Origin of the sequence: Pseudomonas sp. LFS044 (assembly GCF_047978245.1) — a bacterium.
Lineage (GTDB): Bacteria > Pseudomonadota > Gammaproteobacteria > Pseudomonadales > Pseudomonadaceae > Aquipseudomonas.
Genome location: NZ_JBFPFX010000021.1, coordinates 1 through 21806 on the forward strand (window position 1 = coordinate 1; position 21806 = coordinate 21806).

Annotated in this window: 21 protein-coding genes and 2 pseudogenes; 7 read left to right on the top strand and 16 right to left on the bottom strand. The window is 63.9% G+C overall.

The window, feature by feature from the left end; translation table 11 throughout:
• Nucleotides 1-215: hypothetical protein (locus ACNQPL_RS17850; RefSeq protein WP_416467431.1), on the top strand; the 215-nt coding region annotated here is incomplete at its 5' end.
• On the opposite strand, the gene ACNQPL_RS17855 is transcribed toward ACNQPL_RS17850, so the two are convergent.
• Complete coding sequence (locus tag ACNQPL_RS17855; protein WP_346615640.1) at nucleotides 216-2297, bottom strand: carboxy terminal-processing peptidase; 2082 nt, start codon at nucleotides 2295-2297, stop codon at nucleotides 216-218.
• 140 nt (nucleotides 2298-2437) lie between these two features.
• Here ACNQPL_RS17855 and ACNQPL_RS17860 point away from each other — a divergent pair, with 140 nt between their 5' ends.
• Nucleotides 2438-3400 (top strand): NAD(P)H-quinone oxidoreductase, encoded by a 963-nt coding sequence (locus tag ACNQPL_RS17860; RefSeq protein ID WP_416467433.1) that lies wholly within the window; start codon nucleotides 2438-2440, stop codon nucleotides 3398-3400.
• A 113-nt stretch (nucleotides 3401-3513) separates the two neighbouring features.
• Here the strand turns inward: ACNQPL_RS17860 and ACNQPL_RS17865 are convergent, their stop codons facing one another.
• The 6 genes from ACNQPL_RS17865 to ACNQPL_RS17890 all read right to left on the bottom strand — a co-directional run bounded on the left by ACNQPL_RS17865 (nucleotide 3514) and on the right by ACNQPL_RS17890 (nucleotide 8818).
• Nucleotides 3514-4167 carry an HAD family hydrolase gene (locus ACNQPL_RS17865; protein WP_416467434.1) on the bottom strand — a complete coding sequence of 218 codons (654 nt, stop codon included), beginning with the start codon at nucleotides 4165-4167 and terminating at the stop codon, nucleotides 3514-3516.
• 13 nt (nucleotides 4168-4180) lie between these two features.
• Nucleotides 4181-5170, bottom strand: a complete 990-nt coding sequence (locus ACNQPL_RS17870; RefSeq protein ID WP_416467435.1) for an ABC transporter ATP-binding protein — start codon at nucleotides 5168-5170, stop codon at nucleotides 4181-4183.
• Between the two features lies 1 nt (nucleotide 5171).
• The gene (locus ACNQPL_RS17875) at nucleotides 5172-5966 is read right to left on the bottom strand and encodes an ABC transporter permease (protein WP_346615644.1); all 795 of its coding nucleotides are present in this window, start codon (nucleotides 5964-5966) and stop codon (nucleotides 5172-5174) included.
• Entirely contained in the window at nucleotides 5956-6807 is an 852-nt protein-coding gene (locus ACNQPL_RS17880; RefSeq protein WP_416467436.1) for an ABC transporter permease, read from the bottom strand. The genes ACNQPL_RS17875 and ACNQPL_RS17880 overlap by 11 nt, the downstream gene beginning before the upstream one ends.
• Complete coding sequence (locus tag ACNQPL_RS17885) at nucleotides 6804-7610, bottom strand: alkaline phosphatase family protein (protein ID WP_346615646.1); 807 nt, start codon at nucleotides 7608-7610, stop codon at nucleotides 6804-6806. The genes ACNQPL_RS17880 and ACNQPL_RS17885 overlap by 4 nt, the downstream gene beginning before the upstream one ends.
• A 143-nt stretch (nucleotides 7611-7753) precedes the next feature.
• The gene (locus ACNQPL_RS17890) at nucleotides 7754-8818 is read right to left on the bottom strand and encodes an ABC transporter substrate-binding protein (RefSeq protein WP_346615647.1); all 1065 of its coding nucleotides are present in this window, start codon (nucleotides 8816-8818) and stop codon (nucleotides 7754-7756) included.
• A gap of 340 nt (nucleotides 8819-9158) precedes the next feature.
• Here ACNQPL_RS17890 and ACNQPL_RS17895 point away from each other — a divergent pair, with 340 nt between their 5' ends.
• Nucleotides 9159-9872 carry a UTRA domain-containing protein gene (locus tag ACNQPL_RS17895; RefSeq protein WP_346615648.1) on the top strand — a complete coding sequence of 238 codons (714 nt, stop codon included), beginning with the start codon at nucleotides 9159-9161 and terminating at the stop codon, nucleotides 9870-9872.
• Between the two features lie 97 nt (nucleotides 9873-9969).
• On the opposite strand, the gene ACNQPL_RS17900 is transcribed toward ACNQPL_RS17895, so the two are convergent.
• The 7 genes from ACNQPL_RS17900 to minC form a co-directional block, all read right to left on the bottom strand.
• Entirely contained in the window at nucleotides 9970-12123 is a 2154-nt protein-coding gene (locus ACNQPL_RS17900) for a mechanosensitive ion channel family protein (protein WP_346615649.1), read from the bottom strand.
• A 44-nt stretch (nucleotides 12124-12167) separates the two neighbouring features.
• Complete coding sequence (locus tag ACNQPL_RS17905) at nucleotides 12168-12335, bottom strand: hypothetical protein (protein WP_011532728.1); 168 nt, start codon at nucleotides 12333-12335, stop codon at nucleotides 12168-12170.
• A gap of 188 nt (nucleotides 12336-12523) precedes the next feature.
• On the bottom strand, nucleotides 12524-13813 hold the full coding sequence (locus tag ACNQPL_RS17910; RefSeq protein WP_346615650.1) for a M18 family aminopeptidase: 1290 nt from the start codon (nucleotides 13811-13813) through the stop codon (nucleotides 12524-12526).
• 64 nt (nucleotides 13814-13877) lie between these two features.
• Nucleotides 13878-14513: an RluA family pseudouridine synthase gene (locus ACNQPL_RS17915; protein WP_416467437.1), complete on the bottom strand. Its 636-nt coding sequence runs from the start codon at nucleotides 14511-14513 to the stop codon at nucleotides 13878-13880.
• A 150-nt stretch (nucleotides 14514-14663) separates the two neighbouring features.
• The gene (gene minE, locus ACNQPL_RS17920; protein WP_043206650.1) at nucleotides 14664-14918 is read right to left on the bottom strand and encodes a cell division topological specificity factor MinE; all 255 of its coding nucleotides are present in this window, start codon (nucleotides 14916-14918) and stop codon (nucleotides 14664-14666) included.
• A 3-nt stretch (nucleotides 14919-14921) separates the two neighbouring features.
• Nucleotides 14922-15734 (bottom strand): septum site-determining protein MinD, encoded by an 813-nt coding sequence (minD, locus tag ACNQPL_RS17925; RefSeq protein ID WP_110996258.1) that lies wholly within the window; start codon nucleotides 15732-15734, stop codon nucleotides 14922-14924.
• A 98-nt stretch (nucleotides 15735-15832) separates the two neighbouring features.
• The gene (gene minC / locus ACNQPL_RS17930) at nucleotides 15833-16591 is read right to left on the bottom strand and encodes a septum site-determining protein MinC (RefSeq protein WP_346615652.1); all 759 of its coding nucleotides are present in this window, start codon (nucleotides 16589-16591) and stop codon (nucleotides 15833-15835) included.
• Nucleotides 16592-16702: 111 nt separating this feature from the next.
• Between minC and ACNQPL_RS17935 the strand changes: the two genes are divergently transcribed.
• From ACNQPL_RS17935 to ACNQPL_RS17950, 4 genes and pseudogenes are all read left to right on the top strand, one after another.
• Nucleotides 16703-17638: a lipid A biosynthesis lauroyl acyltransferase gene (locus ACNQPL_RS17935; protein WP_346615653.1), complete on the top strand. Its 936-nt coding sequence runs from the start codon at nucleotides 16703-16705 to the stop codon at nucleotides 17636-17638.
• 63 nt (nucleotides 17639-17701) lie between these two features.
• Nucleotides 17702-18523: pseudogene (locus ACNQPL_RS17940) on the top strand (patatin-like phospholipase family protein); the annotation flags it as partial.
• Between the two features lie 12 nt (nucleotides 18524-18535).
• Nucleotides 18536-19096, top strand: a complete 561-nt coding sequence (gene rhlI / locus ACNQPL_RS17945) for an acyl-homoserine-lactone synthase (RefSeq protein WP_416467489.1) — start codon at nucleotides 18536-18538, stop codon at nucleotides 19094-19096.
• Nucleotides 19097-19456: pseudogene (locus ACNQPL_RS17950) on the top strand (patatin-like phospholipase family protein); the annotation flags it as partial.
• A 38-nt stretch (nucleotides 19457-19494) separates the two neighbouring features.
• Here ACNQPL_RS17950 and ACNQPL_RS17955 read toward each other — a convergent pair.
• Both ACNQPL_RS17955 and ACNQPL_RS17960 read right to left on the bottom strand, forming a co-directional pair.
• Entirely contained in the window at nucleotides 19495-20322 is an 828-nt protein-coding gene (locus ACNQPL_RS17955; RefSeq protein WP_346615655.1) for a VacJ family lipoprotein, read from the bottom strand.
• Nucleotides 20315-21613 (bottom strand): serine/threonine protein kinase, encoded by a 1299-nt coding sequence (locus ACNQPL_RS17960; RefSeq protein ID WP_416467439.1) that lies wholly within the window; start codon nucleotides 21611-21613, stop codon nucleotides 20315-20317. Before ACNQPL_RS17960 ends, ACNQPL_RS17955 begins: the two co-directional genes overlap by 8 nt.
• Between the last annotated feature and the right edge of the window lie 193 nt (nucleotides 21614-21806).

A 21806-nucleotide genomic window follows, 5' to 3' on the forward strand; every position in this document is an offset into this window, starting at 1 on the left:
TGTCTTCAGTCATGCGCCAAGGCGGACAACCATGGCCTGACTGGAATGGCACGTTGCAACAAATGTGGGAGCGGGCTTGCCCCGCGAAGCGCCGCGCGGGCGGCGCTCGATTTGCGCCGCGCCCCAAATCTCAAGACAACCACTTCGCCACAAACAAAAAGGGCCGAGCATTCCACATGCCCGGCCCTTTCATGTTTCACCCAACCTCCATCTGATTACTGCTTGGCCACCTTGGTGCTGGCACTGAGGTAGTCAATCAAGATGCGCCCAGTTTCAGACAGGTAAGCATCATCTTCCGGCTTGGTGTTCTCATCCTCCACCGGCAGCGCATCCTCGTCCTCTTTCTTCAGCTCTTTCAGCGGCTCTTCACCCTTGGCCTTGCGGCGGGTGTTTTCCAGGGCCAGCTGCTTGGCCTCGACCTCGTCGTGGCGGGCGCGGCGGTCCTGCTCGTTGAGGCTGACGGTCTTCTCGTCCATCAGCTTCTTGGTCAGCGCCAGGCGGTCGCGGATGTAGGTGAATTCCGCATCCTTGTCGCTGCGCGCTTCATGCTGGGCCTTGAGCTGCGTCAGGTACGGCTTGAACGGGTCTGCCGCCGGCTTGACCACCGGGCGGATGGTATCCCACGGCATGGCCTCGGGCAGAGCGCTTTCACCGATTTCCTTGGTGTCGATGATCGACGGGTAATCGATGTCCGGCAGCACACCCTGGTGCTGCGTGCTTTGCCCGGAAACCCGGTAGAACTTGGCCAGGGTCAGCTTCAGCTCGCCATGGTTGAGCGGCTGGATAGTCTGCACGGTACCTTTGCCGAAGGTCTGGCCACCGATGATCAGGGCGCGGTGGTAGTCCTGCATGGCGCCGGCGAAGATCTCCGAGGCCGAAGCCGAGAGACGGTTGACCAGCAGCGCCAGCGGGCCTTTGTAGAAGGCGCCGGGGTTTTCGTCCTCGAGCACGTCGACACGGCCGTCGCTGTTGCGTACCAGCACGGTCGGGCCTTTCTCGATGAACAGGCTGGTCAGCTCGGTGGCTTCCTGCAAAGAACCACCGCCGTTGTTGCGCAGGTCGATGACCACGCCGTCGACCTTTTCCTTCTGCAGTTCGGTCAGCAGTTTTTTCACGTCACGCGTGGTGCTCTTGTACTCCGGATCGCCGGCACGGTATGCCTTGAAATCCAGGTAGAAGGCCGGGATCTCGATGATGCCCAGCTTGTAGTCACGGCCGTCCTGCTTGAGCTTGAGCACCGACTTCTTCGCCGCCTGCTCTTCAAGCTTGACCGCTTCACGGGTGATCGAAACGATCTTGCTGGTCTGGTCGCTAGGTGCGTTGCTGGCCGGAATGACTTCCAGGCGCACCACCGAGCCTTTCGGGCCACGGATCAGCTTGACCACTTCGTCCAGGCGCCAGCCGACCACGTCGACCATTTCCTTGTTGCCTTGGGCGACGCCGATGATCTTGTCGGCCGGGGCCACTTGCTTGGTCTTGGCGGCAGGGCCTGCCGGCACCAGGCGGACGATCTTGACCTGGTCGTTGTCGCTCTGCAGCACCGCGCCGATGCCTTCGAGCGACAGGCTCATGTTGATGTCGAAGTTTTCGGCGTTGTCCGGCGACAGGTAATTGGTGTGCGGGTCGTAGGACTGGGCAAAGGTGTTGATGTAGGCCTGGAAGATATCCTCGGCACGGGTCTGGTCCAGGCGCGCCAGCTGGTTCTTGTAGCGCTTGGTCAGGGTTTCCTGGATCTGCTTGGGCTCTTTGCCAGCGATCTTCTGGCGCAGCACTTCGTCCTTGACGCGTTTGCGCCACAGGTCGTCGAGCTCGGCCTGGTTCTTCATCCACGGGGCATCCTTGCGGTCGATCAGCAAGGTCTCCTTGGTGGTGAAGTCGATCTTGTCGACGCCCTTGTTCAGCTCGGCCAGGGCAAAGTCCAGGCGCTGTTTGACGCGATCGAGGTAGCGTTTGTAGATGGTGAAGCCAGGCTCGAGGTTGCCGCTTTTGAGGAAGTCGTCGAACTGCGTCTTCCACTTGTCGAACTCGGCGACGTCGGCCGCAGTGAAATAGCTGCGCGCAGGGTCGAGCAGCTTGATGTAGCTGTCGTAGATGATCACCGAGCGGGCGTCATCCAGTGGCGGCTTGCTGTAATGGTGGCGCTTGAGCAGCTCCACCACATTCAGGCTGGCGACGATTTCGTCACGGTCCGGCTGTAGGCTGTCCCACTTGTTGGCGGCCGCCGCATTGCCGCCGAGCGTGAGGCTGCCGAGGCCGATCATGAGGGCCAGGGCGGTGCTAGGTAGGAAATGCTTCATGCTGATTCGACGTGGAGGCAATTGATCACGCATAGTAGGCCGTCTTTTCCGTTGCCGGTTCCATGGAGCCGGACAAATACTGCAAAAAGCCCGGGGCGAGGGTTCCCCAGGCTCAGTCATGATTCAACTATGGAGGCACTGTGAAGGCATTGCAAGGCGAAGACGGACATGTGGAGTGGGTTGAGGCGGTGCGCCCGGCCCTTGACGCCGGCCAGGTACGCATTCGAGTGGCCGCTGCCGGGCTGAACCGCGCCGACCTGTTGCAAATGAAGGGGCTGTACCCGCCACCGCCAGGCGCCAGCCCCTACATGGGCCTGGAGTGCGCCGGGGTGATCGAGGAAGTGGGGCCAGGCGCCGACTGGCGCGTGGGCGACCGGGTCTGCGCGTTGCTGGCCAGCGGGGCGATGGCCGAGGAAGTGGTGGTGGATGCCCGCCATGTGCTGCCGGTGCCCGAGGGCCTGAGCCTGCACGAAGCGGCGGCGCTGCCCGAGGTGTATGCCACGGCGTGGTTGAACATCTTCCAGTTGGGCAACCTGAAAGCGGGCGAAAAGGTGCTGGTGCACGCAGGGGCCAGTGGCGTCGGCTCGGCGGCCATTCAGCTGTGCAAGGCGTTTGGCAACCCCGTGTATGTGAGCGTTGGTTCGCAGGACCGCCTGGCGTATTGCGAGGCTTTGGGGGCTGCCGGTGGGGTGGTGCGTAACGAGAACCTCGAAGCGCTTGAAGGTTTCGGGCCGTTCGACGTGATCCTCGACCCGGTCGGTGCCAGTTACGGGGAACTCAACCTCAAGCTGCTGGCGCGTGACGGGCGTTGGGTGATCATTGGCTTGATGGGCGGGCGCAAGTTCGAGCTGGACCTGGCGCAGGTGCTGGGCAAACGCCTGGAGATCACCGGTTCCACGCTGCGCAACCGCGACGACGGTTTCAAGGCCGAGTTGTTGCGCGAGTTGCTGCAGCAGGTGTGGCCGCTGTTCGCCGAAGGGCGCTTGTCGCCGCAACTGGTGGATACCTACCCGGTCGCGTTCGCCCAGGCGGCGTATGCCGCACTTGAGAGCAACCAGGTGTCGGGCAAGCTGGTGATGGTCATCGACCCGAGCTTGGTTTAACGCTTGAAGGCCTCATCGCCGGCTCCCACAGCAACCCCACACTATTTGAAGCTGTGGTGAACCTGTGGGGGCCGGCTTGCCGGCGATGAGGCCGGACCAGCCGCTGAAGTTTTTCAGCTCCAGCTCAGTATCGGCCACCCATTCTTCTCGGCATGCTCACGCAACACCGCATCCGGGTTCACCACATGCGGATGGTCCACTTTCAGCAACAGCGGCAAGTCGTTACGCGAATCGGAATAGAAACTCGCCCCCTCCAGATTCTCCTGCTCCTGATCCAGCCATTCCAGCAACCGAGTGATCTTGCCCTCTCGGTAGGTCAGCACCCCATGAGTGTTGCCGGTATACACCCCGTTCACCGCTTCCAGTTCGATCGCCAGGTATTCATCCACGCCTAGCCGCGCCGCAATCGGCCCCACCAGGTGCGTACCGCTCGCCGAGATGATCAGGATGCGGTCGCCACGCTTGCGGTGCTCGGCAATGCAGCGGCAGGCATCGCCAAATATGATCGGCTCGATCACCTCCTCGACCCACGGCTCGACCAAGTGCTCGACTTCTTCCAGCGTGCGCCCGGCAATCGGCTCGAGGCTGAAGGCCATGTAGTCCTCCATCGCCAGGTGGCCCTTGCCGTAGGCCTCCATCAGCTCATGATCGCGGCGCAGGAAGGCCTTGCCGTCGACCCAGCCCAGCCGCGCCATCTGCTCGCTCCACAGTGACGCGCAGTCCCCGTGGATGAGGGTTTCGTCGAGGTCGAAAATTGCCAGTGCCATGTGTTGAATCTCCTTAGGCCACTTCCCGTAGCGCCGTGGGGTTGATCGACAAGGATACCCGTTGCCCGTCCGCGTGCAGGTCGGCGGATGAGCGGTTGAGCACATCGACCACCAGTTCGACGTCGCGCACCCGCACCCGGTAGCGGATCACGTTGCCCAGCAGGCTGTGGCTGCGGACCTCGCCGTCCAGTTCGCCTTGGCGGCCCAGGGTGATCGATTCCGGGCGGATAGCCAGGCGGCTGGCTACCGGGCGCTGCAACAGGCGGCTGGCGCTGTCGGGGTCGAGCAGGTTGTAGTTGCCAATGAAGCCGGCGGCAAACAGGTCCACCGGCGCGGTGTAGAGGGTTTCGGCATCGCCGCTCTGGACGATGCGCCCCTGGTTCATCAGGAAGATGCGGTCCGACAGGGTCAGCGCTTCTTCCTGGTCATGGGTGACGAAGATGGTGGTCAGCCCCAGTTCGCGCTGGATGCCGCGAATCTGCTCGCGCAGGTGCTTGCGGATGCGCGCATCCAGTGCCGACAGTGGCTCGTCCAGCAGCAACAAGCGGGGGCGTGTGACCAGCGAGCGGGCCAGGGCCACGCGCTGGCACTGGCCGCCGGACAGCTGGTGCGGGTAGCGCCCGGCAAAGCTGCCCAGCTCTACCAGCTCCAGGGCCTCGCGCACCCGCGCCTGGCGCTCGTCGGCTTTCACTTTCTGCATGCGCAAGCCGAACGCGACGTTCTGCTCCACGGTCATGTTGGGGAACAGCGCGTAGCTCTGGAACACCATGCCGATGCCGCGCTTTTGTGGGCTGAGTGGCACGATGTCCTGGCCATCGAGCAGGATCTGCCCACTGTCCACCGGGGTCAGCCCGGCGATGCAGCGCAGCAGCGTGGACTTGCCGCAGCCGGACGGGCCGAGCAGCGTGACGAACTCGCCGCGTTCGATCTGGCAGTCGATGTTCTCGAACACCTGCGTGCCGGCGTAGCTCTTATGCAGTTTCTGTACGCTGACGAAGCTCATGTCAGGTCTTGTCCTTGTTCAAGCGGTTGGCGACCCAGGTCAACACCAGCACGAAGGCGAAGTACGAAATCACCAGGGCGCTGTTGAAGTGGCCGCTGCTGTTGCGCATGTTGTTCAGGTACACCTGCAGGGTTTCGTAGCGGGTACCGACCAGCAGGTTGGCGAACACGAACTCGCCGAACAGGAACGAGAACGACAGCAGCAGCGCCACCATCAAGCCCTTGCGCAAGTTCGGCAGCACCACCAGGAACGCTGCCTGCCAGGTGCTGGCGCCGAGCAGCTGGGCGGCGTCCATCAGGTCGCGCAGGTTGATCGCCTGCAGGTTGTTGGTGATCGCCCGATACATGAACGGCAGGGCGATGGTGAAGTAGCAGCCGATCAGGATCCACGGCGTGCCGACCATGGCCATCGGCCCGCTGCCGTACAGCTGCAGCAGGCCCACCGACGACACCACCGGGGGTACCGCGAACGGCAGCAGGATGAGGATGTTCATCAGCGCGTCGAGCTTGGGGAAGTGGTAGTGCACCACGAACAGCAGCGGCAGGATCAGCACCACCGACAGCAGCAGGGCGCCCATGCACACCAGCAGCGACTGGCCGAAGGCGGCCAGAAAGCGCGGCTCGCTCCACAGTGCCAGGTACCACTTCAGTGTCAGGCCGCTGGGCAGAAGGCTGGCCGACCAGCTGGTGGCCAGCGAATAGAGCAAGGTGCCAGCCAGCGGCAGCAGCAGGATCAGGAACAGCAGGTACACCACGAGGCGGTGGTACAGGCTGGCAGCGTTGGAATCAGCGCGCATGGTAGCTCCTCTTGAGCAGCCATTGATGCACCACCGTGACCAGGGTCATCAGGCCCACCAGCACCATGGCCAGGGCGCTGGCCAGGTTGGGGTCAAGGCTGATGTCGCCGGCCACCAGCCCGGCGATGCGGATCGGCAGCACGTTGAAGTTGCCGGTGGTCAGTGCATACACCGTGGCATAGGCGCCCAGGGCATTGGCCAGCAGAATGACGAACGTGCCGAGCAACGCCGGGGCCAGCACCGGCAGGCCGATGTGCCGCCAGAACTGCCAGTGGTTGGCGCCGAGCAGCGCGGCCGACTCGCGCCAGTCCTCGCGCAGGGCGTCGAAGGCCGGGTAGAGCAGCAGCACGCCGAGTGGGATCTGGAAGTAGGTGTACACCAGGATCAAGCCGCTTTTGGAGTAGATGCTGAAGTCCTCCAGCAGGCCGACCTGCTTGAGCAGCAGGGTCAGTGCGCCGTTGAAACCCAGCAGAATGATGAAGGCAAAGGCCAGCGGTACGCCGGCGAAGTTGCTGGTCATGTTGGCAAAGGCGCTGACGAAGTCGCGCAGGCGCGAATCCACCTGGCGCAGCGAGTAGGCGCCGAGGGTGGCGATGACGATGCCGAACAGGCTCGACCAGAAACTGATCTCCAGGCTGCGCTGCAGCGCCTGCAGGTAGAACTTCGAGGCAAACACCTTGCTGAAGTTTTCGATGCCCCAGCCGGCTTCCGATTGCACGCTGTTGATCGCCACCCAGGCCAGCGGTGCAATCTGGAAGATGACGAAGAACACGGCGAACGGCAGCAGGCAGAGCAGGGCCAGGTAGCGGCCACGGGCGCTGCGGCTGTGGGTGGTGGTCACTTGAGCAGCTCCCGGCAGACGGTCTTGTCGTGGGGCACGCCGAGCAATTCGCAGATGGTCCCGCACAGTTCGGTCTGCAGCGGCTTGGCGGCAGGGTCCAGGCTGAAGGCGTCGCCGAACACGAACAGCGGCACCTCGCGCTCCTCGGCCAGCAGGCCATTGTGCGAGCGGTCATTGTTCATGCCGTGGTCGGCGGTGACCAGTATCTGGTAACCCTCTTCGAGCCAGCGCGGCAGGTAGTCGGCCAGCAGGATGTCGGCGCTGCGCGCGGCGTTTCGGTACTGGCTGCTGTCCAGCCCGTGGCGGTGGCCGGTGTCATCGATGCTCATGGGGTGCACCAGCAGAAAATTCGGTGCATGGCGGCGGCGCAGGTATTCGGCGTCGGCCAGCAGGTGTGAATCGGGGTAACGGTCGTCCCAATAGAACAGGCCATGCTGGATCGGCAGCTTGGGCGCGTGGGTATGGCGGTCGCGTTGCGGGTCGAAGGGGGAGCGGTTGTACAGTTCGCTCATCCAGTGATAGGCCGCGGCGGCGGTGCCCAGGTTGGCCTCGCGGGCATAGTGGAACACGCTGCGCTGGTTGGACAGGCGGTTGACGTTGTTGTGCACGATGCCGCTGTCGATCGGTGGCACGCCGGTGAGGATGCACTCGTACAGCGGCCGCGACAGCGACGGCAGCTCGCATTCCACGCGGTACAGCGCGGCGCGGTCGGCTTCGACATAGGCGTGCAGGTGGCCCATGGCGTGGTGGGCGACCTGGTGGTTGAGGCCGTCGAGCAGGACCAGGATGACGTTGTGTTGCATGGTGGCTCCAGTCAATAACCGCGTTGCCTTCATCGCCGGCAAGCCGGCTCCCACAGGTACACCACAGGGCTGAAAACTGTGCTGCCCGGTGGGAGCCGGCTCGCCGGCGAAGAGGCCGGTTCAGGCGCTAGAAAACTAGCCCCTTACTCCATCTCGATGATCACTTGCTCCTGCCACATCTGCGGCAGCTTCTTCGAGGTCGCTTCCCACACTTCGGCATTCTTGATCGGCTGCGCAGCACCGTACTGCTCGTTGGGCAGCAGCTTGGCCTGCACGTCGGCCGGCAGTTTCAGGTGCTCGGCGCGGATCGGCCGGGCATGCCCCTTGGCGAGGTTGATCTGCCCGGCGTCGCTGAAGATGTATTCACGTGCCAGCTTGGCCGCGTTCGGGTGCTTGGCGTACTTGTTGATGATGGTGGTGTAGCCCGAGGTGATCGACCCGTCCGAGGGGATCAGCACTTCGAAGCGCTTGGGGTCGATCTGATCACGGTAGCTCAGGCCATTGAAGTCCCACACCACGCCGACTTCCACTTCGCCTTTTTCCAGGGTCTGGATGGTCGGGTTGGCCAGCGACAGGCGTTTTTGCTGGGCCAGCTTGGTGAACAGCTGCAGGCCCGGCGCGACGTTGCTCTCGTCACCTTTGTAGGCGATGGCCGCGGCCAGTACGCCGTTGGCAGCCTGGGCGGCGGTACCGACGTCACCGATGGCGACCTTGTACTTGCCTTTTTCCAGGTCATGCCAGGTTTTAGGGCGTTCCTCTTCCTTCACCAGGTCCTTGTTGATGATGAAGGCGATGGTGCCGGTATAGGCCAGCGCCCAGTGCCCGTCCTTGTCCTTGGCCCATTCCGGTACCTGGTCCCAGGTGCTCGGCTTGTACGGCTGGCTAACACCCTTGGCCACGGCTATCGGGCCGAAGGCTGCACCCACGTCACCGATATCGGCGCTGGCGTTGTCCTTCTCGGCCTCGAACTTGGCGATTTCCTGGGCCGAGCTCATGTCGGTGTCGCTGTGCTTGAGGCCGTACTTGCTGGCCAGGTCATCCCAGGTGCCTTTCCAGTTGGCCCAGGCATCGGGCATGCCCACGCTGTTGACGGTGCCTTCCTTGCGGGCGGCGTCTTCCAGGGCCTTGAGGTCGGTGCCGGCAGCCATGGCCGAAGTACACAGGGTGATGGCCGAGCCGAGCAGTGACGCCATGAACAACTTTTTCATCCGAAGCTCCTTGGGTGGGTGCCTTACGCGATCGTTGTTATGAGTGAAGCCTTTGCTTGGGAACCTTTGGTCTAGGTCAGCAAACCTTGCGCCAAGGTAGGCCGGTTGCATGACAGTTTGATGTAGGAGAGGGCCTGAACCGGCTGCTGGAGGTTCCTGGAAATACAGCGTAGCCCAGATCGCAAGGCCCGATTCATCAGGGTTGGCGCGAATCTGGCAGTCATCCTGAGGAGGCCGCTCAGCGCCTTTGTCACAGGATGTTCATCAGCCCTGCCTAGGCTTGCACTATTCTCCAAGTGCCCTGTTCTGGGGCTGGACTAGTCCAGATAGGTAACCCTTGATGCAGTCGATGCCACCGCGTGCGGTAACAGCCATCTGCCATGCGTTGCAGGAGCAGATCGAGCACGGCCTGTTGGCGCCGGGCGGCAAGCTGCCGGCCGAACGCAAGCTCAGCGACGTGTTCGACACCACGCGCATCACCCTGCGTGAGGCGCTGGCGCAGCTGGAAGCCCAGGGGCTGATCTACCGTGAGGAGCGGCGCGGGTGGTTCGTCGCGCCGCAACGGCTGACCTACGACCTGATCGAGCGGAGCCACTTTCATGCGATGGTGCGGGACCAGGGGCGGGAAGCAGCCACCGAGTTGCTCTCGGCGCGCCTGCAGCCGGCATCGGCGGCGATCTGCGCGCGTTTGCGCCTGCCGGCGCTGTCCAGCGTGGTGCAGATCTGCAGGTTGCGGCGCATCGATGGGCGGGCGGTGCTGTATGCCGAGCATTACCTCAACCCGCAGCATTTCCCGGCGATTCTCGAACAGGACCTGGCGCAGTCGCTGACCGAGATTTATGCACGTGTGTACGGCATTCGCTATGGGCAGGTGTGCTTCGAGATCTTGCCCACGGCGTTACCGGTGGACGCGGCGGCGGCACTGCGGGTGACCACGGGCAGCCCAGGGCTGCACATCACCCGGGTCAACAGTGACCAGCATGGGCATCTGATCGACTGTGACCTTGAGTATTGGCGGCATGATGCGATCCGCATCCGTGCCCATGCCGGGTAGGGCTTTGCAGCCCACTCGCCGGCAAGCCGGCTCCGTACAGCGCTGCCTTTGAGAGCAGTGGGGTGCTTGTGGGAGCCGGCTTGCCGGCGATGAGGCCTTAACTGGAGGCACCGGCCTCTGCCATGCCGCCACCGCCCGCGGTCACCACCTGCACCGACAACCGCGGCGTCGCCAGGTCCAACCCCGCTTCATCCAGCTGCCGCTTCAGTGCCAGGTTGAACGCCCGCGACACTTCCCACTGCTTGATCGGCGCGGTCTTGAAGCGTGCCCGCAAGATCGCCGAGCCCGACTCGAAACTCTCGACCCCCTGCAGTTCCAGCGGCGACCAGATATTGCGGCGCATCAGCGGGTCGTTGCGCAGCTTCTGCCCCACTTCACGGATCAACGTGATGGCCTGGTCGATATTCATGCTGTGCGGGATGGCCACGCGGAAGATCGCGTAGCCGAACTCGCGCGAGTAGTTCTTGATGCTCTTGATTTCGCTGAACGGGATGGTATGCACGATGCCGTCGATGTCGCGCAGGCGCACGGTACGGATGGTCAGGCCCTCGACCGTGCCCAGGTGGCCGCCAACGTCGACGTAGTCGTCGATGGCCAGCGAGTCCTCGATGATGATGAACAGACCGGTGATCAGGTCGGCTACCAGCGACTGCGCGCCAAAACCGATCGCCAGGCCGATCACACCGGCACCGGCCAGCAGCGGCGTCACGTTCATGCCCATGTTGGCCAGGGCGACGATCACCGCAATGATGAAAATCACCACGAACATCACGTTGCGGATCAACGGCATCATGGTTTGCGCACGGGCGTTGGCCAGGCCGCGGCGCGAACGCACCAGCGCGTGGTGCACGGCGGTGTCGGCGAGAATCCATACCAGCCAGGCGACAATCAGCGTGCCAGCCAGGCCCAGCAGGCGCAGGCTGACTTCATGGCCATCACCCTCGGCAAAGCTGATCATCGACTGGCCCCAGACGCGCAAGCCCAGCTCGATGAACACCAGCCAGATGAACAGGTGCACCAGCACATAACCGAAGTTGCGCAGGCGTTCGGTGTACACCGCCTGGCGCTTGTTGGCGCGTTTGGGGTTGGCGGCGTGGCGGCGCACCAGGCCGTTGAGCACCATGCACACCACCACCAGCACCGTGCACATCAGCGACTGGCGCAGGGCGGTGCTGGTGTCGCCGGCCGAAACGAAGGTGGCGAACAGCGAGATCGCCACCAGGATCATCGCCGGGACGAACCAGAAGCTGCCGAGAATCTCGATGGTGTCGCTGAGCGTGCGCCGGGTCAGGCGCCGGGACAGCGGCTGGTTGCGAATAAGGTGGGCGATCGGGCGGCGAAAGCGCAGCACGAACAACCCAGTGCACAGGGCGGCGATGACATTGGCCAGGGTGGCCAGCGCGTGTGCCAGGTGCGTGCCGAGGGCGACGGTCATGCGCGGGTCACTCATCGCCTCGCCAAACGCGGCGAAGCTGCCGATCAGCCACAGCGGGCGGAAAGCCTGGTGGCGCAGGATGTGCAGGGCACGGTGGCGGTGCGGGCCGTCGAGCAGCGAGAAGGCGATCACGCAGATGGCCGAGAAGCAGGTGCCCACCACCAGCGCGTAGGCCAGCACCATGGCCATCGACTTGCCCAGCGAAGAGGGCAGGGCAAAGCTCAGGTACACCGTGAACACCAGCGCCACCAGCCACGGCCCGAGCTTGCGCAGGGCGAAGCGCACCAGGTCCCAGGTACGCGGGTGCTGGGGCAGCTCCTCGGTCAGGCCGAAGCGCACCCGAACGCGGTGGCCGATCCAGTTGAAGGCATAGGCCAGCAGGCTCCACACGGCGATGATCGCGGCAAAGCCAAACAGGATCGCCGGCCATTGGTGCACCGGGACCACCAGCTCGACCAATTCGGCCTGGGCCTGCTCGAACTCCAGCGCCCAGCGGTTGAACGGGCTGGCGTCGCCACTGAATTGTTTTTCGAAGTCATGCAGCGCGCCGCCGATCAGGCCCAGCACGCCCTGTTCAGCGGTCGGTTGCGATTGCTTGGTGGCGTCGCGAAGTTTTTTCAGGTCGGCCAGCAGCTTGGCCCGTTGCTGGTCGTTTTCCAGGTTCTTGATCACCTCGTCCAGCGACTTGCCCAGCGGCTCGGTGGCCTCGGGCTGGGCGGGCGCACTGGAGCCCAGCAGGCTCGGCAGGCCCGCCGCCTGGACCGGGGCGATGAACAGAAACAACAGCAGGGCAAGGCAACGCAGAAGGGTTGGCACCGGGAAATCTACCTCAGGTCAAACGATTGCCCGAGTGTAGAGGTTTATGTGGGCAGTTTCTCCAGGATCTTCCAGCAAGTGAGGCCGAAGATACCCAGGGTGCCGATCCACATCATCAGCACGCCAATGTTGCGCTCGCGCAGGCTGAAGCCGATGGTCAGCAGCATCAGGAACAGGAACACCGGCACGAACAGGGACAGGAAGGGGGACATGGACTGCAATCCTTTTGCGTTGGGGCCATGTACTAAGCATAGCCCGTGGCAAGCGAAGCGGGATTGATCCTGGGCAGTTGCAGTGCCTGTGCCGGCCTCTTCGCGGGACAAGCCCGCTCCCACAGGTTCACCGCTGCTTGTGGGAGCGGGCTCGTCCCGCGAAGAGGCCAGTGCTTACAACTGCAGGCTCAAGGCAATTCGCGGCAACGATAGAACGCGGTGAGTACCTTCACCAGGTGCGCCAGGTCATGGCTGCCGCACAGCTCACGGATCGAGTGCATGGCAAAGGTCGGCAGGCCGATGTCGACCGTGCGCACGCCCAGGTTGCTGGCGGTGATCGGGCCGATGGTCGAGCCGCAGCCCATGTCGCTGCGCACCACGAAGCTCTGCACCGGCACTTCTTCGGCCATGCACAGGTGGCGGAAGAACCCGGCGGTTTCGCTGTTGGTGGCGTAGCGCTGGTTGTTGTTGACCTTGATCACCGGGCCGGCGTTGAGCTTGGGCCCGTGGTTGCCGTCGTGCTTGTCGGCGTAGTTCGGGTGCACGCCGTGGGCGTTGTCGGCCGATACCATCAGCGAGCGCTGGATGGTGCGCACAAAGGCGTCACCGTCTGGCAGCAGCCGCTGCAGCGTCTGTTCCAGCATCGGGCCGTCGGCGCCGCAGGCCGAGCAACTGCCGACCTCTTCGTGGTCGTTGCACACCAGCACGCAGGTTTCGTCACTGTCGGCGGCCAGCAGCGCTTGCAGGCCGGCATAGCACGACAGCAGGTTGTCCAGCCGGGCCCCGGCGATGAAGTCGCCGTGCAGGCCGATCTGGGCGGCATCCTGGGTGTCGTAGAAGCTCAGTTCGTAATCCAGCACCACGTCGGCGTTCAGCTGGTGTTCGCGGGCCAGCTGTTCGGTGAGCAGGGCGCGGAAGTCGATGCGCTCGTCGCCCGCGACCTGGGCCAGGATCGGCGGCAGTTCGGTCTGCGGGTTGATCATCCAGCCTTCGTTGGCGGTGCGGTTGAGGTGGATGGCCAGGTTGGGGATGATCGCGATCGGCAGCTTGAAGTCGATCAGCTGGCTTTCGACCTTGCCATCACGGCGGAAGGTGACCCGCCCAGCCAGCGACAGGTCGCGGTCGAACCACGGCGCCAGCAGGGCACCGCCGTACACTTCCACGCCCAGTTGCAGGAAGCCCTGGCGCTGCAGCTCGGGCTGCGGCTTGACCCGCAGGCACGGGCTGTCGGTGTGCGCGCCGACCATGCGGATACCGCTCAGCAGCGGTGCCTGCTTGCCCAGCTTGATGGCGATGATGGACGAATCGTTGCGGGTGACGTAGTAGCGGCCGCCGGGCACCGTGGCCCAGCTGTCACGCTCGTCCAGGCGCTGGTAACCGGCAGCCTCGAGGCGCTGGGCCAGGCTGGCGGTGGCGTGGAAGGGCGTGGGGGAGGCCTTGAGGAAATCGATCAGGCCGGTATTCAGTGCTTCGCGCATAACTCACTCCAGACAGCAGTGGCGCGAGTTTAGCGCAGATAGATCACAAATTGTGTCGGGCCCTTCAGAAGGGCGCCGGGCACTCGAACTTCAACCTTTCGCCGCTCACCGGGTGGGTGAAACCGAGCATTGCCGCATGCAGGCACAGCCGTTCATGCGCCGCCAAGGCTTCAGGGTTGGCGTACAACCGGTCGCCCAGCAGCGGGTGGCCGATCGACAGCATGTGCACGCGCAGCTGGTGCGAACGCCCGGTGATCGGGGTCAGCTCGACCCGGCAGTAATCGCCGCAACGTTCGATGATGCGCCAGAAGGTCAGGGCATGTTTGCCTTGCTCATGGTCCACCACATGCCGCGGCTTGGTCGGCGGGTCGTAGCGCAGCGGCAGGTCGATGCTGCCGCTGCCCAGCGCCGGTTGGCCCCAGCACAGTGCGGTGTAGGCCTTTTCGGTCTCGCGGTCATGAAACTGGCGTGACAGCTCGCGGTGGCTGTCGGCGTCGCGGGCCAGCAGGATGATGCCTGAGGTTTCCCAATCCAGGCGGTGGACGATCAACGCATCGGGGTAGCCGTTTTCCTGCAGGCGGGTGATCAGGCAGTCCTTGTTGTCGTCGGCACGGCCGGGTACCGACAGCAGCAGGGTCGGCTTGTTGACCACCAGGATGGCGGCATCTTCATGGAGGATCTGGACGTTCGACAGCGGCATTGCAGGTTCTCGGTCAAATTAACCATTGGGGCCGCTTTGCGGCCCATCGTCGGCAAGCCAGCTCCTACAGGTACAGCGCGGACTCTGTAGGAGCTGGCTTGCCGGCGATGGGCTGCGAAGCAGCCCCAATAATCAACCCAGGTCGCTGAGTCAGCGATCAGGCAAGGTGATGTTCAGCTCAAGAATCGAGCAACTGCCCTGGTTTTCCAGCTCGATATGCACATCATCGCTGCCGATGTTCACATACTTGCGGATCACCTCGAGCAGCTCTTTCTGCAGGGCCGGCAGGTAGTCCGGTTCGCTGCGCTGGCCGCGCTCGTGCGCCACGATGATCTGTAGACGCTCTTTCGCTACCGACGCGCTGCTCTGTTTCTGTCTGCCACGAAAGAAGTCAAAAAGGTTCATGGTTTATTTGCCTCCAAACAGGCGCGCGAAGAATCCTTGCTTCGGCACTTCGATGAACCGCAGTGGTTTTGGCTTGCCCAGCAGCCGGTCGACGGTGTCGCTGTAGGCCTGGCCTGCATCGCTCTGGTCGTCGAGGATAACCGGGATGCCCTGGTTGGATGCCTTCAGTACCGCTTGAGATTCCGGGATGACGCCCAGCAGTTCGACCGAGAGGATTTCCTTGACGTCTTCGACGCCCAGCATTTCGCCTTTCTCGACGCGCTCCGGGTGGTAGCGGGTGATCAGCAGGTGTTCCTTGATCGGATCATCGCCTTGCTCTGCCCGGCGCGACTTGCTCGACAGCAGGCCGATCATGCGGTCGGAGTCACGTACCGAGGAGACTTCCGGGTTGGTCACGACGATGGCCTCGTCAGCGAAGTACATCGCCAGGTGCGCACCTTTTTCGATACCGGCAGGCGAGTCGCAGACGACGAACTCGAACTGCTCCTTGAGCTCCATCAGTACCTTCTCGACGCCTTCCTTGGTCAGCGCGTCCTTGTCGCGGGTCTGGCTGGCGGCCAGCACGTACAGGTTCTCGAGGCGCTTGTCCTTGATCAGGGCCTGCTGCAGGTTGGCTTCGCCGTTGACCACGTTGACGAAGTCGTACACCACGCGGCGTTCGCAGCCCATGATCAGGTCGAGGTTACGCAGGCCCACGTCGAAGTCGACGATGACCGTCTTGTGGCCACGCAGCGCGAGGCCGGTGCCGATGGCGGCGCTGGTGGTGGTCTTGCCCACACCCCCCTTGCCGGAAGTAACGACGAGAATCTTGGCCAAGGTGTTTCACCCCTAAATAAGTCGGGACACGTGTCCCAGCAAAATGCAAAAACGGCAACAGGTAAAAAAGTTGCTCTAAAAATGACGGCAAGTATCCGTTAAAGACGGGTGATGTTCAACACATCACCGGACAGGCTGACTTGCACGCCGGCACCCCACAGCGGGTCGCGGCGCAGGTCTTCGCAGACCTTGTACTGCCCAGCGATGGAGACCATTTCGGCGGTCATCTGCTGGCAGAAGATACGGGCCTTGGTATTGCCTTTGATACCGGCCAGGGCGCGGCCGCGCATGGGGCCGTACACATGGATGTTGCCATCGGCAAGAAGTTCCGCACCCGGGCTGACCGCCGCGGTGACCACCAGATCGCCACCCTGGGCGTAGACCTGCTGGCCACCCCGCACGGGTGAGGTGATGATGCGGGTGGGACGGATTTCCGGCTCCGGGGCCGGCGCTGGCACCGGGGCCGGCTCGGGTTTCTTCACCTCGGGCTCGGGTTCCAGTGGCCGCTCGCGGGCGCCGGAGGGCGGCAACACCGGCAAGTCGATGGCGATCGCCGCCGCGATGTCCTCGATGCGGTTGGCGCGAATGGCCAGCGTCCGCAGGCCATGGTGGCGGCAGATGCGCATCAGCCCGGGCAGGTCGATCGCCCCTTCGCCGGCCGGCAGCTTGTCCAGCGCCAGCACCAACGGCGTGTTGCTGAAGAAATTGGGGGCTTGGGCCACTTTTGCCGCCAGCTGGCGGTCGAGGGCTTCAAGGTCGTTGCGCCCCAGCTCCAGCACAGTGATGGCGAGCATGCTGCCCTTGAGCTGGAACACGGAGGCGGTGTCGGGTGTGTGGTTTGGGCTCATGGTCTGCATAGACGGCTTGTTGCGAAAAAAGTGCCCTGACTTATAACGATAAGACCGGTTGGCCGCAACCGGCGCCGATCCGATGTAGAATGCTCGGCCTTTGACTTACCGGAAGCTTCAATGGAACGCCCGCGTTTTCGTCCCTATTTCCTCCACCCCAGGTTCTGGGGCTTGTGGCTTGGCCTGGGCCTGCTGTGGCTGGTGGTGCAGCTGCCGTACCGTGCCCTGCTGAAGCTCGGTGGCGCCCTGGGCGCGCTGATGTATCGGCTGGCGGGTGAGCGTCGACGCATTGCCGCGCGCAACCTGGAGCTGTGCTTCCCGGGACTGTCCGTCGACGAACGGCGCCGGTTGTTGAAGGCGAACTTCGCCTCCACCGGCATCGCCTTCTTCGAAATGGCCATGAGCTGGTGGTGGCCCAAGGCCAGGCTGGCGCGCCTGGCGCACATCGAAGGTCTCGAGCACCTGCAAGCCGCCCAGCAGGCGGGGCAGGGCGCGATCCTGATGGCCGTGCACTTCACCACCCTGGAGATCGGCGCCGCGCTGCTCGGCCAGGAGCACACCATCGACGGCATGTACCGCGAGCACGGTAACCCGCTGTTCGATTTCATCCAGCGCAGCGGCCGCGAGCGGCACAACCTCGATTCGCTGGCGGTAGAGCGTGAAGACGTGCGCGGCATGCTCAAGCTGCTGCGCTCGGGCCGGGCGATCTGGTATGCCCCAGACCAGGACTACGGCGCCAAGCAGAGCCTGTTCGTGCCGTTGTTCGGTATCCCGGCGGCGACGGTCACCGCCACCACCAAGTTTGCCCGGCTGGGCAAGGCGCAGGTCATTCCGTTCACGCAGAAGCGCCTTGAGGATGGCAGCGGCTATCGTCTGGTGATCCATCCGCCGCTGGAGAATTTCCCCGGTGAAAGTGAAGAGGCCGATTGCCTGCGCATCAACCAATGGATCGAAAGCGTGTTGCGCGAGTGCCCCGAGCAATACCTGTGGGCGCACCGGCGCTTCAAGTCGCGGCCCGAGGGTGCGCCGCGGCTGTACGACAAGAAAAAGCGCTGAAATGTGTGCTGGCAGGGCCGGCCTCTCGCGGGCCCTGACAGCCGATAACCCTGGGAGCACTCCATGGCCCCACCCCCAACCACCGGCCTGATCCTCTCTGGTGGCGGCGCCCGCGCCGCCTATCAGGTCGGCGTGCTGGCCGGCATCGCCGAGCTGCTGCCACCCGCCGCGCCCAACCCCTTCCCGGTGATCGTCGGCACCTCGGCCGGGGCCATCAACGCCGTGGCCCTGGCCAGCGGCGCCACCCACTTCAATGAAGCCGTGCAGGCGCTCACCCGGTTCTGGCAAAACTTTCGCAGCCACCTGGTGATCCGCAGCGACTGGCCAGGGGTCGTCCGCCAGGCCAGTCGTTTTGTCGGCCACAGCCTGCTGGGCCTGGGCAGCCATGCGCCGGTCGCCTTGCTCGACAGCAGCCCGTTGCGCCGGTTACTGCAATCCCACCTCGACCTGAACGGTATCCACCAAGCGCTGGCCGCCGAGCACCTGCGCGCGGTGGCGGTGACCGCGTTCGGTTACGAGTCGGGCCAGGCCGTGACCTTCTACCAAGGCCGCGGCACCATCGACGCCTGGCTGCGGCACCGGCGCATCGGCGTGCCCACACCCTTGACCGTCGATCACCTGCTGGCCAGTGCAGCGATTCCGTTGTTGTTCGCCCCGGTCCGGCTGGGTGACGAGTACTACGGCGACGGCGCGGTACGCCAGTCGGCGCCGATCAGCCCAGCCTTGCACCTGGGGGCCAGCCGTGTGCTGGTGGTGGGGGTCAGCGGCAACCCGCAGCGGCCAGCGCCACCGTTGCCCACCCAGCGAGTGTTCAGTGGCCAGCAGCCGAGCCTGGCGCAGATTGGTGGGCACATGATCGAATTGCTCTCTGAATCGCTGGAAGGGCTTTCCGCCGCCATGATCGCCGAGCTGGGACGCTACCGGCATCAAGTCTTCATCGAGAAGCTGGGCTGGGACGTGGTCTCCACCTCCAGGGTCCGCGACCAGGAATTCGACCAGTTCGACCATCCGCAAACCCGCTACATCGTCGCCATGGGCCGCCAGGGCATCTGCGGTTGCGCCCGCCTGCTGCCGACGACCGACGCCTACCTGCTCAAGGACGTCTTCGCCTACCTGTGCAGCGAAACCCCGCCGAGCGATCCGTCGGTCTGGGAGCTTTCGCGCTACGCCGCCAGCGCGGCGGACGATCCGCAGCTGGCGATGAAGATATTCTGGTCCAGCCTGCAATGCGGCTGGTACCTGGGGGCCAGTTCGGTGGTGGCGGTGACCACCACGGCCATGGAGCGCTATTTCGTTCGCAACGGCGTGATCCTCCAGCGCCTCGGCCCGCCGCAGAAGGTCAAGGGCGAGACGCTGGTCGCGATCAGCTTCCCGGCCTACCAGGAGCGCGGCCTGGAGATGCTGTTGCGCTACCACCCGGAATGGCTGCAGGGTGTACCGCTGTCGATGGCGGTGTGAATGCTCAACAGCACCTTCATCGACAGCCTGGAGGACGATATCGAGCTGTTGCAGCGCCTCAACCACTTGAGCCACCTGCTGCCGGCCCACCTGGATGCACGCCGCCTGGGCCTGGCGCCGATCGATGTACTGGTGGTGGCGCCCAGCCAGCCGCTGGACGAGATTGCCGCGCGGCATCGGCGTGAGCTGCCGGCAGCGCTGCGGCTGTTCCTGCGCGGGCCGGGGGCGACCCGGACCAGCGGGGCAGGGGTGTTGAGCTATTTGCTGTTCGAGGCCAGCTATTGCAGTGAGCTGATCGAGCTGGGGCGGCGCGATGCCTTGGCCAAGCGGCGGGAGCTGGAGCGGTTTCTGGGGCTGTAGGAGCGCCCCGGCAGGGGCGCTCCTACACAGGCGGCGCGTTATTCGGCTATCTGCAACTTGCGCGCCTGGGTGTACACATAGCGCACCTTCTCGTACTCGAACGGCGAGTTGAGTTGGCCGTAGCGGAATTTGGTGGTGTAGCGCTTGTCCACCGCGCGCAGCAGGAAGATCTCGGGATGATCGGTGCTGGCCTGCGCCACGTTGAGGAAGTTGACCGCCTGTTCGCCGGCGTAATCCACCACCACCCCGGTGGTGTCGCGCAGGTTCGATGGCCCCAGCACCGGCAGCATGATGTAAGGCCCCTCAGGCACGCCATAGAAGCCCAGCGTCTGGCCAAAGTCCTCGCTCTGGCGCGGCAGGCCCATGCTGGTGGCCGGGTCCCACAGCCCACCCACGCCGATGATGGTATTGAACATCAGCCGCGCGGTGATCTCCGCCGAGCGTTTGGCCTTGAGCTGCAGCACGCTGTTGAACAGGTTCGGCACATCGCCCAGGTTGTTGAAGAAATTGCTCACCCCGGTGCGCAGGAACCTGGGCGTGACGTACTGGTAGCCATCGACCAGCGGCAGCAGCACCCATTGGTCCAGCCGGTAGTTGAAGTGGTAGATACGCCGGTTCAGCGACTCCAGCGGGTCGTAGATATTCAGCGCGCCCAGGGTGGAGCGCTCGAACTCGCGCTGGTCCAGGCCAGGGTTGAATTTCAGTTCGCGCAGTGGGTCGATGAAGCCGTCCGCTTCGGGGGCCAGCGGCTGGGCGGTGACCTGCGGGTCGGCCTCGATCACACTGGTGCGTGGCGCGGTTTCCGCGGCCAGGGCATTGCCGGCGGCGACGAGCAGCGCGGTGGCGAGGAGGAATTTGTTAGCCACGGAAGAACTCCAGCATGGCGTCGCTGTTGACGCGGTAATTGAGGTTGCCGCAATGGCCGCCATGGGGGTAAAGGGTCAGCCGGTCACCGAACACCTTGCGCAGGAAGCCGATATCGCCCGGGCCGAGGATGACGTCGTCGGCGTTGTGCATGACCTGGATTTTCGGGCTGTCGCGCAGGTAATCCTCCAGTGCGTACAGGCTGACCTGGTTGACCAGTTGCAGGATGCTGTTGCCGTCGGTGCGGGCCCGCCACATCGGGATCACCTGCTCGGTCAGGTAGCAGTCGAAGTCGCACTGCAGGGCGCGCTTGAAGAACGGCGTGAGGCTGCTGCCTTCGGTGATCGGGAATTTCGGCGGAATGATCAGGCCGCGGCGGTTGATCAGGTCGGAGGTGAAGGCGATGTCGGCCGCCGAGAAGCGGAACGAGGTACCGATGAGCATGGCCATCTGTTCGTTGGACAGGTGCTGGCGCGACTGCTGGAAGTCGTACAGCAGGGCGTCGTTGAGGTCGATGTAGCCCTTGTCCTGGAAGTAACGGGTGAGTTTTTCCAGCATCAGCTCATAAAACGTGGTGCTGCGGTCGATGCCCTTGACCTGGGTCTGCACCAGCTTGTCCAGGTTGTTGATCGAGGTGTACAGGTTGACCGGCGGGTTGAGCAGCAGCACGCGCTTGAAGTTGAAGCTGCGGCGGGTTTCGTCAAGGTGGCTGACAAACGCTGCGTCCAGCGCGCCCAGGCTGTAGCCGGTGAGGTAGAACTCGCTGATCGGCAGGCGCGGGTGCTGGGCGCGTACCCCTTGCATCACCCGGTACATGTCTTCGGCATCTTCCGTGCTGATGCCCGGGGTGGCGAAGCGCGAGGCGGCGCTCATGAAGTCGTAGCTGGTTGGCGACGACAGTTGAACCACGTGGAAGCCGGCCTGGTAGAACAGCTTCTTGAGGTATTCGTTGATGGTGCTCGAGTACGGCGCACCGGTGCCGGCGATGATGAAGATCAGCGGCGCCTCGTGGTCCTGGCGGGCCAGGCGGTACTTGAGCTTTTTAACCGCCCAGAAGTTGTCGGGCAGGGTGAACTCACGTTCCGGGCGCAGGTTCAGGCTGTAATCGCTCTGGTCGATCTCGTCATCGCTGGGCAGCGTCGGGCGCTGGTCGGGCGGCGTGGTGGCGATGGTCGCCTCGAACGGGTTGGTCAAGGGGAAGCCGTAGGTCGCGGCGTCGATGTCCCGCGCCGAAGCGGCCGCAGCCATTAGCAGGCCGCCAAGTAGGGCGGCTAGGCGCCAAGATCGAAGCATGTAATCCCCCAGAAAGAACGCGAGCAAGGTAGTGCGTTATGCAGCCTAGGACCACAAGAGCCTCGGCAAAGTTGCCAAGTGCAGTGGCCTTTGGTGTGCTTGTTATCTGCAACATAGCTGCAGGGTTGCGATTTTGCCTTACAACCGGCCTTGGGCGATCATGGACGCTTTCGATTACCGCTATTGGAGAACT

Coding starts and splice junctions, on each gene's coding strand:
- ACNQPL_RS17910 (WP_346615650.1), bottom strand. CDS start 13,813: ATGCGCGAAGCACTGAATACCGGCCTGATCGATTTCCTCAAGGCCTCC.
- ACNQPL_RS17875 (WP_346615644.1), bottom strand. CDS start 5,966: ATGCGCGCTGATTCCAACGCTGCCAGCCTGTACCACCGCCTCGTGGTG.
- minC (WP_346615652.1), bottom strand. CDS start 16,591: ATGCAGACCATGAGCCCAAACCACACACCCGACACCGCCTCCGTGTTC.
- ACNQPL_RS17935 (WP_346615653.1), top strand. CDS start 16,703: ATGGAACGCCCGCGTTTTCGTCCCTATTTCCTCCACCCCAGGTTCTGG.
- ACNQPL_RS17895 (WP_346615648.1), top strand. CDS start 9,159: ATGCAGTCGATGCCACCGCGTGCGGTAACAGCCATCTGCCATGCGTTG.
- minE (WP_043206650.1), bottom strand. CDS start 14,918: ATGAACCTTTTTGACTTCTTTCGTGGCAGACAGAAACAGAGCAGCGCG.
- rhlI (WP_416467489.1), top strand. CDS start 18,536: ATGATCGCCGAGCTGGGACGCTACCGGCATCAAGTCTTCATCGAGAAG.
- ACNQPL_RS17855 (WP_346615640.1), bottom strand. CDS start 2,297: ATGAAGCATTTCCTACCTAGCACCGCCCTGGCCCTCATGATCGGCCTC.
- ACNQPL_RS17870 (WP_416467435.1), bottom strand. CDS start 5,170: ATGAGCTTCGTCAGCGTACAGAAACTGCATAAGAGCTACGCCGGCACG.
- ACNQPL_RS17915 (WP_416467437.1), bottom strand. CDS start 14,513: ATGCCGCTGTCGAACGTCCAGATCCTCCATGAAGATGCCGCCATCCTG.
- ACNQPL_RS17960 (WP_416467439.1), bottom strand. CDS start 21,613: ATGCTTCGATCTTGGCGCCTAGCCGCCCTACTTGGCGGCCTGCTAATG.
- ACNQPL_RS17865 (WP_416467434.1), bottom strand. CDS start 4,167: ATGGCACTGGCAATTTTCGACCTCGACGAAACCCTCATCCACGGGGAC.
- ACNQPL_RS17905 (WP_011532728.1), bottom strand. CDS start 12,335: ATGTCCCCCTTCCTGTCCCTGTTCGTGCCGGTGTTCCTGTTCCTGATG.
- ACNQPL_RS17885 (WP_346615646.1), bottom strand. CDS start 7,610: ATGCAACACAACGTCATCCTGGTCCTGCTCGACGGCCTCAACCACCAG.
- ACNQPL_RS17890 (WP_346615647.1), bottom strand. CDS start 8,818: ATGAAAAAGTTGTTCATGGCGTCACTGCTCGGCTCGGCCATCACCCTG.